The organism is Streptomyces pyxinicus, assembly GCF_024753135.1.
In the GTDB taxonomy this organism is placed as follows: domain Bacteria; phylum Actinomycetota; class Actinomycetes; order Streptomycetales; family Streptomycetaceae; genus Streptomyces; species Streptomyces pyxinicus.
In genome coordinates, this window is the sequence record NZ_JANUGP010000059.1 from 1 (window position 1) to 12,489 (window position 12,489).

Here is a 12,489-nt window from a genome sequence, read left to right on the forward strand (position 1 = left end):
TTTTCTCGATCCGATTTCCTCGGTGCTTTCCAGGTTCCCGCTTCCGCGTTTCCCTTTCCGGCGGTTCCGACTTTATCAGAAGTTCTGAGTCGGTTTTCCCGCCCCCGCCGGGCACCTGATGTCCAGCGCGTGAAGTGCTGGGGTTCCCGGTTGGGCGGAGCCGTAAACGTACTGGAGCGGGGCGCCCCGATGCAAATCGAGGGGCCCCGCTCCGGGTTGGCCCTGCTGAGCGGCCGTCAGACCTCGACGACGACCGGCAGGATCATGGGCCGGCGACGGTAGTTGTCGGAGACCCACTTGCCGAGCGTGCGGCGGATGAGCTGCTGGAGCTGGTGGGGTTCCACGACGCCGTCCTGCGCGGACCGCTCCAGTACCTCGGTGACCTTCGGGAGGACGGCCGAGAACGCGGAGTCCTCGATGCCGGAGCCACGGGCCTGCACATGCGGGCCGCCGGTGATCTTCCCGGTGGAGGCGTCCACGACCACGAAGACCGAGATGATGCCCTCGTCGCCGAGGATCTTGCGGTCCTTGAGGGCCGGCTCGCCCACGTCGCCGACGGAGAGGCCGTCGACGTAGACGTACCCTGCCTGGACCTTGCCGGAGATCTTGGCCTTGCCCTCGACCAGGTCCACCACCACGCCGTCCTCGGCGATGACGATGCGGTCGTGCGGCACACCCGTCAGCGCGCCCAGCTCGGCGTTGGCGCGCAGGTGGCGCCATTCGCCGTGGACCGGCATCAGGTTCCTGGGGCGGCAGATGTTGTAGAAGTACAGCAGCTCGCCCGCGGAGGCGTGGCCGGAGACGTGCACCTTGGCGTTGCCCTTGTGGACGACGTTGGCGCCCCAGCGGGTCAGGCCGTTGATGACCCGGTAGACCGCGTTCTCGTTCCCGGGGATCAGGGAGGACGCCAGGATGACCGTGTCGCCGTCGACGATGCGGATCTGGTGGTCGCGGTTGGCCATGCGGGACAGGGCCGCCATCGGCTCGCCCTGGGAGCCCGTGCAGACCAGGACCACCTCGTGGTCGGGCAGGTCGTCCAGCGAGCGGACGTCGACCACCAGGCCCGGCGGGACCTTCAGGTAGCCGAGGTCCCGGGCGATGCCCATGTTGCGGACCATGGAGCGGCCGACGAAGGCGACCCGACGGCCGTACTCGTGGGCGGCGTCCAGGATCTGCTGGATGCGGTGGACGTGGCTGGCGAAGCTCGCCACGATGATCCGCTTGCGGGCGCCGGCGAAGACCTGACGCAGCACGTTGGAGATGTCGCGCTCGGGCGGGACGAAGCCCGGGACCTCGGCGTTCGTGGAGTCGGAGAGGAGGAGGTCGATGCCCTCCTCGCTCAGCCGCGCGAAGGCGTGCAGGTCGGTGAGGCGGTTGTCCAGCGGCAGCTGGTCCATCTTGAAGTCACCGGTGTGCACCACCATGCCGGCCGGCGTGCGGATGGCGACCGCCAGGGCGTCCGGGATGGAGTGGTTGACGGCGACGAACTCGCAGTCGAAGGGCCCGACGCGCTCGCGGTTCCCCTCCGCCACCTCAAGGGTGTACGGGCGGATCCGGTGCTCCTGGAGCTTGGCCTCGATCAGGGCGAGGGTCAGCTTGGAGCCGATCAGCGGGATGTCCGGCTTCTCGCGGAGCAGGAACGGGACGCCGCCGATGTGGTCCTCGTGACCGTGCGTGAGGACGATGCCCTCGATGTCGTCGAGGCGGTCCCTGATGGACGAGAAGTCCGGCAGGATCAGGTCGATGCCGGGCTGTTCCTCCTCGGGGAACAGCACGCCGCAGTCGACGATCAGCAGGCGGCCGCCGTACTCGAAGACCGTCATGTTGCGGCCGATCTCGCCGAGACCGCCGAGCGGGGTGACGCGCAGGCCGCCCGCGGGGAGCGGCGGCGGGGAACCGAGTTCGGGATGCGGATGACTCAAAAGACTCTCCTCACCACGCACGCCACGTACCGGTACGGCACGTGGCGTGCATGACGTTCGTGCGGAAGCAGTTGTCGTTGTTCATGCAGGCCCTGGTGGCCTGCCTATTCAGTTGTGGAGTCGCGCTGCGCGGTCGGGCCGCGCGAAGTCTGTTGCTAGAGCTGTACCCCGCCGGCGGCAAGATCGCTCTTGAGCTGTGCGATCTCCTCGGGCGAGCATTCGACCATGGGGGCGCGCAGCGGTCCGGCGGGCAGGCCCTGGAGGGCCAGGGCGGCCTTCGTGGTCATGACGCCCTGGGTGCGGAACATGCCGGTGTACACCGGGAGCAGCTTCTGGTGGATCTCGGTGGCCTTGACGACGTCCCCGGAGGTGTACGCGTCGACGAGGGCGCGCAGGTCGGGGGTGACGAGGTGGCCGACGACCGAGACGAAGCCGACCGCGCCCACGGAGAGCAGCGGCAGGTTGAGCATGTCGTCGCCGGAGTACCAGGCGAGGCCGGACTGTGCGATGGCCCAGCTCGCACGGCCCAGGTCGCCCTTGGCGTCCTTGTTGGCGACGATCCGGGGGTGCTCGGCGAGCCGGACCAGCGTCTCGGTGCTGATCGGGACGCCGCTGCGGCCGGGGATGTCGTAGAGCATGACCGGCAGGCCGGCGGCGTCGGCGACGGCCGCGAAGTGCCGGTACAGGCCCTCCTGCGGGGGCTTGTTGTAGTACGGCGTGACGACCAGGAGGCCGTGGGCGCCGATCCGCTCCGCCGCGCGGGCCAGCTCGACGCTGTGGTGGGTGTCGTTGGTGCCGACACCGGCCACCACGTGGGCCCGGTCGCCGACCGCCTCCAGTACGGCCCGTACGAGATCGGCCTTCTCCGCGTCGCTGGTGGTCGGGGACTCGCCGGTGGTGCCGTTGACGATCAGGCCGTCGTTGCCCGCGTCCACCAGGTGGGCGGCGAGCCGCTGCGCGCCGTCGAGGTCGAGTGCGCCGTCGGCCGTGAAGGGCGTGACCATGGCGGTGAGGACCCGCCCGAAGGGGGTCTGCGGAGTGGAGGTCGGAGCCATGGGTAACACGCTACTCGGTGCTCAAGGTGGGGTCTGCCCTTGGGGGGCCTGGCACGTCAGGACCAAGAAGGAGCCCGGCACTGCCTGCTCGGGGGTTCAAGCAGTGCCGGGTCCGTTTGATCAGGCTAGATGAACTTCTCCAAATGCCGCAATACGGACACTTCGCGCGGCTGATGCGTACATCCGTTCCGGGTGCGGGAACGGGTCTTCGCTACGGGGCCACCCGGCCGTTCGCGTTGAAGGCGGCGTACGTCAGCGGCATGAGCTTCGCCCACTCCGCCTCCATCTTCTCGCCCACCATCTCGATCTCCCGCTGCGGGAAGGACGGCACCTTGGCCAGCTCGTGCTGGGTGCGCAGGCCGAGGAAGTGCATCAGGGAGCGCGCGTTGCAGGTGGCGTACATCGAGGAGTACAGGCCGACGGGCAGGGCCGCGCGGGCGACCTCACGGGCGACACCCTCGGCGAGCATCTTCTGGTAGGCCGCGTAGGCCTGCTCGTAGGACTCGCGCAGAGTGCCGCTGACCGCCTCGTGCTGGGCGGGGGTGCCCTCGACGAAGACGTACTTGCCGGGGCGGCCCTCCTGGACCAGCTTGCGGGAGGTGTCCGGGACGTAGAAGACCGGCTCCAGCTCCCGGTAGCGGCCCGACTCCTCGTTGTAGGACCAGCCGACCCGGTGCCGCATGAACTCGCGGAAGACGAAGATCGGGGCGCTGACGAAGAAGGTCATCGAGTTGTGCTCGAACGGGCTGCCGTGCCGGTCGCGCATCAGGTAGTTGATCAGGCCCTTGGAGCGCTCGGGGTCCTTCTTCAGCTCGTCCAGGGACTGCTCCCCGGCGGTGGAGACGCGGGCGGCGAAGAGGACGTCGGCGTCCGAGGCGCTGGACTTCACCAGCTCGACGGTGACGTCACTGCGGAACGTGAGCGACTCGGTGGTCACGGGGGTTGGGGTCCTTCCCATCACTTCTGTGGTTCGCGCCCACCCTACGGGGCAGCCGACCCGGGGTGAGACAGCACCTCACCCGAATCCGACGCCAAGGATCTTCCGGGACATGGGCACCTTTTGTGTCCTCCGAGCGTCTGTATCGGTGAGGACCGCACGTTCGATGCGAAAAACCCCGAAAGGAGCGCAGCGCGATGTTCCGTAGGCGTGAGCCCGTACCCTTCGCCTTCGTGGCCGAGGCGGACCGGTTCCGCAGTAATGTCACTCCCCCGCCCCGCCGCAGGGCCTCCGTCGGCGAGCTGGCCGGGCGGTCGCTGCTGGGCCTCACCCTCGTCGCCGGGCTGATAGGCGCCCTCGTGCTGGGCACGCCGGCGATGTCCACGTCGTCCGGCAAGCAGGCGCAGCAGTCCCAGGCGTCCCAGGGGCACTGACCCTTCCGGACGCTCACGGCTGGTGGGCGGGTAGCGGGCCGGATAGCCTCACCGGGCACAGCCCACGCGAGGAGCGAGTGAGGACCAGCCGTGCCCCTGCCCTTCCTTACGGCCGACCGCACCTTCGAGGCGGCATCCGAGAGCGCCCTGCCGTACGACGACCGGGAGCGCTGGCGGCGCCCCTACCGGCCCGGCCCCTGGCGGGTCGCCGTGGCCGCGCTCGTGCTGCTGCTCGCCTCGTTCGTGCTGTTCGCGGCGGTTCTCATCGCCCTGAGCGGCTCGGTGTTCACCGCCGACGTCTCCTCGGCCGGGGTGGTGCTCGGCATCGGGATCGTCGTCATCGCCGTGGCGCTGCGGCTGCTGCGCATGGGGGTGTGGGTGAGTGAGCGCGGGCTGCGCCAGGTCGGCTTCCTGACGACGCGGACGGTGCCGTGGGCCCGGGTGGTCTCGGTGCGGACGGCCCAGCAGCCGGTGCGCTGGCTGGGGCTGCCGCGGACGGTGCAGGGGCAGGCGCTGATGCTCGTCCGCAAGGACCGGCGGGCCGAGGGGGCCGCTCCCCTGCTGACCACGCACACCCTGGACTTCCTGGGCCGCCCGGCGGGCTTCGACCGCGCGGCGGACGCCGTGGAGGCGTGGGCGGCGGAGAACCGCCGGGGCTGACCCGGTTCCGGACAGGACGGAGGGGCCGGCCACGCGGTGACGCGGGTCGGCCCCTTTGTCATGTGAGCGGGTGGTGGCCGGTGCTAGGCCTCGATCGTGCGGCCGTCGTGCAGGGCGATGGCGCGCTGCATCGCCTTGCGGGCCCGGGGGGTGTCGCGGGCGTCGTGGTAGGCGACGGCGAGGCGGAACCAGCAGCGCCAGTCGTCGGGGGCCGTCTCGGTCTCGGCCTTGCGCCGGGCGAAGACCTCGTCGGCCGAGTCGCGGTCGATCCGGCCGTCGGCGGTGCGCCGGAGTTCGTCGACGGGCAGGTCGCCCTCGGCGTCGAGCTCGGCGGCGAGGGCGTTGGCCCTGCGGACGAAGCGGGTGTTCTGCCACAGGAACCACAGGCCGATGACCGGCAGGATCAGCACCGCGACCCCGAAGGTGACGGTGAGGACCGTGCCGGTCTGGATGAGCAGCACGCCCCGGCTGCCGACCAGGACGAAGTAGAAGACCAGGACGGCGGCCGTGACGAGATAGGTGATCTTCGCGCGCATGATGTGATCGGGCTCAGCTCAGGTCGAGGAAGTTCTCCAGGCCGAAGGTCAGGCCCGGAGTGGTCACCACGCGGCGGACGCCGAGCAGGATGCCCGGCATGAAGCTGCTGTGGTGCAGGGAGTCGTGGCGGACGGTGAGGGTCTCGCCCTCGCCGCCGAGCAGCACCTCCTGGTGGGCCAGGAGCCCGCGCAGCCGTACGGCGTGCACCGGCACCCCGTCGACGTCGGCACCCCGCGCGCCGTCCAGGGCGGTGACGGTGGCGTCCGGTGCCGCGGGGCTGCCGGCGGCGCGGCGGGCCTCGGCGATGAGCTGGGCGGTACGGGTGGCCGTGCCGCTCGGGGCGTCGACCTTGTTGGGGTGGTGCAGTTCGACGACCTCAACGGACTCGAAGTACGGCGCGGCGATCTGCGCGAACTTCATGGTGAGGACGGCGCCGATGGAGAAGTTCGGCGCGATGAGCACACCGGTCTCCGGGGACTGGGCGAGCCAGCCCTTCAGCTGCGCGAGGCGGTCGTCGGTCCAGCCCGTCGTCCCGACGACCGCGTGGATGCCGTGGCGCACGCAGAAGTCGAGGTTGCCCATGACGGAGGCCGGGGTGGTCAGCTCGACGGCGACCTGGGCGCCGGTCTCCGCCAGGGTCTCCAGCTTGTCGCCCCGGCCGAGGGCGGCGACCAGTTCCAGGTCCTCGGCGGCCTCGACCGCCTTGACCGCCTCCGCCCCGATCCGGCCCTTGGCGCCGAGGACCGCCACGCGCAGCTTGCTCATCTTCGCTTCCTTACCGAATTGACCGGCTCGACCGGCTGACCGGCCGGACCGGGTTACCGAATCCGACTACGGAGGGGGTCAGGCGACGGCGTCGTGCAGCCGCGCGGCCTGTTTGTCCTTCACCGGGCCGATCACCGACAGCGACGGGCGCCGGCCCAGGACGTCGCGGGCCACGGACCGGACCTCGTCCGGGGTGACCGCGGCGATGGCGGCCAGCATGTCGTCCACGGACATCTGCTCGCCCCAGCACAGCTCGCTCTTGCCGATGCGGTTCATCAGCGCGCCGGTGTCCTCCAGACCGAGGACGGTGGAGCCCTGGAGCTGGCCGATGGCGCGGGCGATCTCGTCGTCGGTCAGGCCGTTGGCGGCGACCTGGTCGAGTTCGTCCCGGCAGATCCGCAGCACGTCGTGCACCTGGCTCGGCCGACAGCCGGCGTAGACGCCGAAGAGTCCGCAGTCGGCGAAGCCGGAGGTGTAGGAGTACACGCTGTAGGCGAGGCCGCGCTTCTCCCGGACCTCCTGGAAGAGGCGGGAGGACATGCCGCCGCCGAGGGCGGTGTTGAGGACGCCCATGGCCCAGCGGCGGTCGTCGGTGCGGGCGAGGCCCGGCATGCCGAGGACGACGTGCGCCTGTTCGGTCTTGCGGCCGAGCAGTTCCACCTTGCCGGCGGTGCGGATCGTACGGCTGCCGTCGCGCGGGGCGATGGGCCGCGCGTCCGCCTTCCCGAGGGCGCCCGCCTTCTCGAAGGCCGCGCGGACCTGTCGTACGACCTTGGCGTGGTCGATGTTGCCGGCGCAGGCGACCACCAGGTGGGTGGGGTCGTAGTGCTTCTTGTAGAAGCGGCGGATGCGGTCGGCGGTGAGGGCGTTGACGGTGTCGACGGTGCCGAGGACCGGGCGGCCGAGGGCGTTGTCGCCGAACATGGTGTGCGCGAACAGGTCGTGCACGCAGTCGCCCGGGTCGTCCTCGGTCATGGCGATCTCTTCGAGGATCGCGCCGCGTTCGACGTCGACGTCCTCCTCCAGGACGAGCGAGCCCGTCAGCATGTCGCACACGACGTCGATGGCGAGTGGCAGGTCGGTGTCGAGCACGCGCGCGTAGTAGCACGTGTACTCCTTCGCCGTGAACGCGTTCATCTCGCCGCCGACGGCGTCGACGGCGGAGGAGATGTCCAGCGCGCTGCGCTTGGCGGTGCCCTTGAAGAGCAGGTGCTCCAGGTAGTGCGTGGCGCCGTTCAGCGCGGGCGTCTCGTCACGGGAGCCGACGTGGGCCCAGATGCCGAAGGTCGCGGAGCGGACCGAGGGCAGGGTCTCGGTGACGACGCGCAGGCCACCGGGGAGGGTGGTCTTGCGGACGGTGCCGACGCCGTTGTGGCCCTTGATGAGGGTTTGGGTACGGGCGACGGCCCGCGCCTCCGAAGAGGGGCGGGCCGTCACCTGTGAGCTACGGGACGTCACTGCTCGGCGTCGTCCTTGTTCTCGGTGTCGCCGTCCTCGCCCTCGATCACGGGGATCAGGGAGAGCTTGCCGCGGGAGTCGATCTCGGCGATCTCGACCTGGACCTTCTGGCCCACACCGAGGACGTCCTCGACGTTCTCCACGCGCTTGCCGCCGGCCAGCTTGCGGATCTGCGAGATGTGCAGCAGACCGTCCTTGCCGGGCAGCAGGGAGACGAACGCGCCGAAGGTGGTCGTCTTCACGACCGTGCCCAGGTAGCGCTCGCCGACCTCGGGCATCGTCGGGTTGGCGATGCCGTTGATCGTGGCGCGGGCGGCCTCCGCCGAGGGACCGTCGGCGGCACCGATGTAGATGGTGCCGTCGTCCTCGATGGTGATCTCGGCGCCGGTGTCCTCCTGGATCTGGTTGATCATCTTGCCCTTGGGGCCGATGACCTCACCGATCTTGTCGACCGGGATCTTGACGGTGATGATCCGCGGGGCGTTCGGGCTCATCTCGTCGGGCCGGTCGATGGCCTCCATCATCACGTCGAGGATGTGGAGGCGGGCGTCGCGGGCCTGCTTGAGGGCCGCGGCCAGGACGGAGGCCGGGATGCCGTCCAGCTTGGTGTCGAGCTGGAGGGCGGTCACGAACTCCTTGGTGCCGGCGACCTTGAAGTCCATGTCGCCGAAGGCGTCCTCCGCACCGAGGATGTCGGTGAGGGTGACGTAGTGCGTCTCGCCCTCGATCTCCTGAGAGATCAGGCCCATGGCGATACCGGCGACGGGGGCCTTGAGCGGCACACCGGCGTTCAGCAGCGACATGGTGGAGGCGCAGACCGAGCCCATGGACGTCGAGCCGTTGGAGCCGAGGGCCTCGGACACCTGGCGGATCGCGTAGGGGAAGTCCTCGCGGGCGGGCAGCACCGGCACCAGGGCGCGCTCGGCGAGGGCGCCGTGGCCGATCTCGCGGCGCTTCGGGGAGCCGACGCGGCCGGTCTCACCGGTGGAGTACGGCGGGAAGTTGTAGTTGTGCATGTAGCGCTTGCGGGTCACCGGGGAGAGGGTGTCCAGCTGCTGCTCCATGCGGAGCATGTTGAGGGTGGTGACGCCCAGGATCTGGGTCTCGCCACGCTCGAACAGGGCGGAGCCGTGCACGCGCGGGATGGCCTCGACCTCGGCGGCCAGGGTGCGGATGTCGGTGACACCGCGGCCGTCGATGCGCTTCTTCTCCTTGATGACGCGCTCGCGGACCAGGGTCTTGGTCAGGGAGCGGTACGCGGCGGAGATCTCCTTCTCGCGGCCCTCGAACTCCGGCAGGAGCTTCTCGGCGGCGAGCGCCTTGACGCGGTCCAGCTCGGCCTCGCGCTCCTGCTTGCCGGCGATGGTGAGCGCCTGGGTCAGCTCGGGGCGGACCGCGGCGGTCAGGGCCTCCAGGACGTCGTCCTGGTGGTCGAGGAAGATCGGGAACTCGCCGACCGGCTTGGCGGCCTTGGCGGCGAGGTCGGCCTGGGCGCGGCAGAGCACCTTGATGAAGGGCTTCGCGGCGTCGAGACCGGCGGCGACGACCTCCTCGGTCGGCGCCTCGGAGCCGCCCTCGACCAGCTTGATGGTCTTCTCGGTGGCCTCGGCCTCGACCATCATGATCGCGACGTCGCCGTCCTCCAGGACGCGGCCCGCGACGACCATGTCGAAGACGGCGTCCTCAAGCTCGGTGTGCGTCGGGAAGGCGACCCACTGGCCGCGGATCAGCGCGACGCGGACGCCGCCGATCGGGCCGGAGAAGGGCAGGCCGGCCAGCTGCGTGGACGCGGACGCGGCGTTGATCGCCACGACGTCGTACAGGTGGTCGGGGTTGAGGGCCATGACCGTGCAGACGACCTGGATCTCGTTGCGCAGGCCCTTGCGGAAGGACGGGCGCAGCGGGCGGTCGATCAGGCGGCAGGTGAGGATGGCGTCCTCGGAGGGACGGCCCTCACGGCGGAAGAAGCTGCCGGGGATCTTGCCGGCGGCGTACATCCGCTCCTCGACGTCCACCGTGAGGGGGAAGAAGTCGAGCTGGTCCTTGGGGTTCTTGGAGGCGGTGGTGGCCGACAGCACCATGGTGTCGTCGTCCAGGTACGCCACGGCGGAGCCGGCGGCCTGCTTGGCCAGGCGGCCCGCCTCGAAGCGGATGGTGCGGGTACCGAAGGCGCCATTGTCGATGACGGCCTCGGCGTAGTGGGTCTCGTTCTCCACTAGCGTTTTCTCCGTTACTTAGTCGTCTTTCGTCCCACGGCTGCCCGTGTGGCAGGGGGACTGCGGCGGAGAAGCGCGCCAGCTGTGCGGGCCGGTCTTCGATCGAAGCACCCGGGGCTCTCCCCGGGGGCCACTACCGAGGACCGGCGGCGGCGAGGTGCGCTTCTCCTCGTGCGTGGGGTCCTGCGTGGTGCGTGTCCCGCGTCTTACGTTGTGTCCCGCGTAGTGCGTTGTGCTACCACACTACAAAGCGGATGTGACACTCCGCACGTTTCCGTACGCACGGCACATGTTTCCGTACGCACGGCACATGTTTCCGTACGTACGGCAAAGGGAGCGATCCCCGATTCGGCTCGGGAACCGCTCCCTCCACGGCGTCCTACTTGGCGCCCGCCGCACCGCGGCGGATGCCGAGGCGGTCGACCAGCGCACGGAAGCGCTGGATGTCCTTCTTCGCCAGGTACTGCAGCAGGCGACGGCGCTGACCGACGAGGATCAGCAGGCCACGGCGGGAGTGGTGGTCGTGCTTGTGGGTCTTCAGGTGCTCCGTCAGGTCGGAGATCCGACGGGAGAGCAGGGCGACCTGGACCTCGGGGGAGCCGGTGTCACCCTCCTTGGTACCGAACTCGCCGATGATCTGCTTCTTCGTAGCGGCGTCGAGCGACACGCGTACTCCTCTTGGTCTGTCGAGTGCCTCCGAGCGCCCCCGGTCTGCATCTCGGGGGAGCTTCCGTTACTCGGGAGGCGGGGATCCGCTGGGCGCGGCCTCCGGAACACCCGGTTCCGGGAGCGCGTACACACACGGCCGTCACTCAGGGTACCAGGCACTGGCGGGGACTCTTTCCCCCGCTCGGCGGAAGCCCCTGGGCAGGGCCACGCGGCCACTAGGGTGAGCGTCGACACCGTACGTGACGGGAAGGGGACGCTGCACGATGGCGGAGACGGAAGCGGAGACCAAGGCGCGCAAGGAGCGGGAGCGCGACGAGCTGTACGCGCTCGACATCTCGGGCGTCGAGTGGGAGTGCGCGCCGGGCACGGAGGAGCACGAGGAGCGCGTCGAGATCGCCCGCCTGCCGGGCGGTGCCGTCGCCATGCGGTCCTCGCTCGACCCGGACACCGTCCTGCGTTACACGGAGGCGGAGTGGCGGGCGTTCGTGCTGGGGGCGCGGGACGGGGAGTTCGATCTGCGGCCGATGGCGCACAACGGCGGGCTGGACGTGGAGTGAGCACGGCCTGACCTGGCGACAAGGGGCGGTACACGGGATGTGCCGCCCCTTTCGTGTGCCCGTGCCTCCGGTGTGCCTTCTCGTGCGTCAGTGCTCCAGTCCCGCGCTGCCCACTCCGATCACCGACAGCACCGGGCCCTTCGGGTGTTCGTCGTCGCGTTCCATCGTGCGCCGGGCGAAGAAGACGTTGCCCTGCTCGTAGCGGATGTCCGACTGCTCGGGGTCGCCGAGTGCGTTCGCGTCGTCCTCCGGGAGGTGGAAGAGGAGGTACGGGGTCTCCTTGTCGGTGCGGGGGTTCCAGTCCACGACGGCGGCGGGCTGGACGTCGTCCGGGGTGTCGCGGAAGACGATCAGATCGTCGCCGTTGGCGCGGACGGGGAGCACCTTCTGGGAGGGGCGGCCGTCGAACCGGGCGACGGCGGTGCCCTTGACGGGGTCGAAGGCCGTGATGTGGTTGGCCGGCTCGCGGATCTCGTCGCTCTCCTCGCTCGTCACGAAGATCCGATCCCGGCCGGCCATCACGCCGTAGCACTTGTCGACCGTGCCGAAGAACGGGCCGGGGTACATCGCCGCCCCGCAGTCGGGTTCGTAGCCCCGCATCGGGATACGGGCGCGCTGTTCGCCCGTCTTCGGGTCCAGCGTGATCAGGTCGGTGACCAGGGTGTCTCCGGCGGCGACGGCGACCACGGGCGGGTCGGCGGAGGGCAGGTAGACGTCCTGGATGCCCTTGCTGACCGGGTACCGCCACTGCGCCTTGCCGGTACGCGGGTCGAGCTTCTCCACCCGGTAGGCGGTGTTCTCGTTCTCGCGGCAGGTGACGAGGGCCAGCAGGGCCCGGCCGCCGGCGTAGCCGGTGTCGTGGCACCGGGACGTGGCGAGGGTGGTGTTCCACAGTGCGGGTCGATCGGATAGCCCTCGATACGGTGGCCGACGGCCCGGGCGAGGATCTTGCCGGTGGCCCAGGTGCCGGGCGCGAACAGCTCGTCGTCGGGGAGATCGGTCTCGTTGTGCTCCACGACGACCTGGCCCTCCGGTGAGCGGGGAGCTTTCTCGACGGTCTCGCGTACGGCGTCCGGTGCCTGCCGGGGTGCCTTGGCGTCGGTGCGCCCCTGGCCGTGACCGCCGCCCGCGTGGGACCAGAGCAGGCCGGCGCCGACGCACAGGAGCGCGGCCACCACCGCGGCGAGCGCGCCGAGCAGGCGCTTGCGGCACCGGAACCGCGAGTGATCCGCGGCCGGTGCGGACTGGGTGTGCATCGAGGGGGGTGGGCCGAAGCTCA

The 12,489-nt window shown here is 70.1% G+C and carries 12 protein-coding genes; 3 read left to right on the plus strand and 9 right to left on the minus strand.

Annotated elements, in window-relative coordinates:
• Positions 1-236 precede the first annotated feature (236 nt).
• From NX794_RS35540 to thyX, 3 genes are all read right to left on the minus strand, one after another.
• The gene (locus NX794_RS35540) at positions 237-1,922 is read right to left on the minus strand and encodes a ribonuclease J (RefSeq protein ID WP_258783845.1); all 1,686 of its coding nucleotides are present in this window, start codon (positions 1,920-1,922) and stop codon (positions 237-239) included.
• Between the two features lie 155 nt (positions 1,923-2,077).
• Positions 2,078-2,977: a 4-hydroxy-tetrahydrodipicolinate synthase gene (dapA, locus tag NX794_RS35545; protein WP_258783846.1), complete on the minus strand. Its 900-nt coding sequence runs from the start codon at positions 2,975-2,977 to the stop codon at positions 2,078-2,080.
• Positions 2,978-3,188: 211 nt separating this feature from the next.
• Complete coding sequence (gene thyX, locus NX794_RS35550) at positions 3,189-3,935, minus strand: FAD-dependent thymidylate synthase (RefSeq protein ID WP_428986022.1); 747 nt, start codon at positions 3,933-3,935, stop codon at positions 3,189-3,191.
• 176 nt (positions 3,936-4,111) lie between these two features.
• On the opposite strand from thyX, the gene NX794_RS35555 reads away from it, so the two are divergent.
• Together NX794_RS35555 and NX794_RS35560 are read left to right on the plus strand one after the other, a co-directional pair.
• Positions 4,112-4,348, plus strand: a complete 237-nt coding sequence (locus tag NX794_RS35555; RefSeq protein WP_258783848.1) for a hypothetical protein — start codon at positions 4,112-4,114, stop codon at positions 4,346-4,348.
• A gap of 90 nt (positions 4,349-4,438) precedes the next feature.
• Positions 4,439-5,008 carry a hypothetical protein gene (locus NX794_RS35560; protein ID WP_258783849.1) on the plus strand — a complete coding sequence of 190 codons (570 nt, stop codon included), beginning with the start codon at positions 4,439-4,441 and terminating at the stop codon, positions 5,006-5,008.
• 83 nt (positions 5,009-5,091) lie between these two features.
• Here the strand turns inward: NX794_RS35560 and NX794_RS35565 are convergent, their stop codons facing one another.
• The 5 genes from NX794_RS35565 to rpsO all read right to left on the minus strand — a co-directional run bounded on the left by NX794_RS35565 (position 5,092) and on the right by rpsO (position 10,651).
• Positions 5,092-5,544 (minus strand): hypothetical protein, encoded by a 453-nt coding sequence (locus tag NX794_RS35565; RefSeq protein ID WP_258783850.1) that lies wholly within the window; start codon positions 5,542-5,544, stop codon positions 5,092-5,094.
• Between the two features lie 13 nt (positions 5,545-5,557).
• Positions 5,558-6,310 (minus strand): 4-hydroxy-tetrahydrodipicolinate reductase, encoded by a 753-nt coding sequence (dapB, locus tag NX794_RS35570; protein WP_258783851.1) that lies wholly within the window; start codon positions 6,308-6,310, stop codon positions 5,558-5,560.
• A gap of 78 nt (positions 6,311-6,388) precedes the next feature.
• Positions 6,389-7,768 carry a M16 family metallopeptidase gene (locus tag NX794_RS35575; protein WP_258783852.1) on the minus strand — a complete coding sequence of 460 codons (1,380 nt, stop codon included), beginning with the start codon at positions 7,766-7,768 and terminating at the stop codon, positions 6,389-6,391.
• On the minus strand, positions 7,765-9,984 hold the full coding sequence (locus NX794_RS35580; RefSeq protein WP_258783853.1) for a polyribonucleotide nucleotidyltransferase: 2,220 nt from the start codon (positions 9,982-9,984) through the stop codon (positions 7,765-7,767). Before NX794_RS35580 ends, NX794_RS35575 begins: the two co-directional genes overlap by 4 nt.
• Positions 9,985-10,363: 379 nt before the next feature.
• Positions 10,364-10,651, minus strand: a complete 288-nt coding sequence (rpsO, locus tag NX794_RS35585) for a 30S ribosomal protein S15 (protein ID WP_030177470.1) — start codon at positions 10,649-10,651, stop codon at positions 10,364-10,366.
• Positions 10,652-10,916: 265 nt separating this feature from the next.
• Between rpsO and NX794_RS35590 the strand changes: the two genes are divergently transcribed.
• The gene (locus NX794_RS35590; protein ID WP_258783854.1) at positions 10,917-11,210 is read left to right on the plus strand and encodes a DUF397 domain-containing protein; all 294 of its coding nucleotides are present in this window, start codon (positions 10,917-10,919) and stop codon (positions 11,208-11,210) included.
• 87 nt (positions 11,211-11,297) lie between these two features.
• On the opposite strand, the gene NX794_RS36155 is transcribed toward NX794_RS35590, so the two are convergent.
• Positions 11,298-11,993, minus strand: coding sequence for a PQQ-binding-like beta-propeller repeat protein (locus NX794_RS36155; RefSeq protein WP_487416687.1), 696 nt, complete (start codon positions 11,991-11,993; stop codon positions 11,298-11,300).
• Positions 11,994-12,489: the final 496 nt, after the last annotated feature.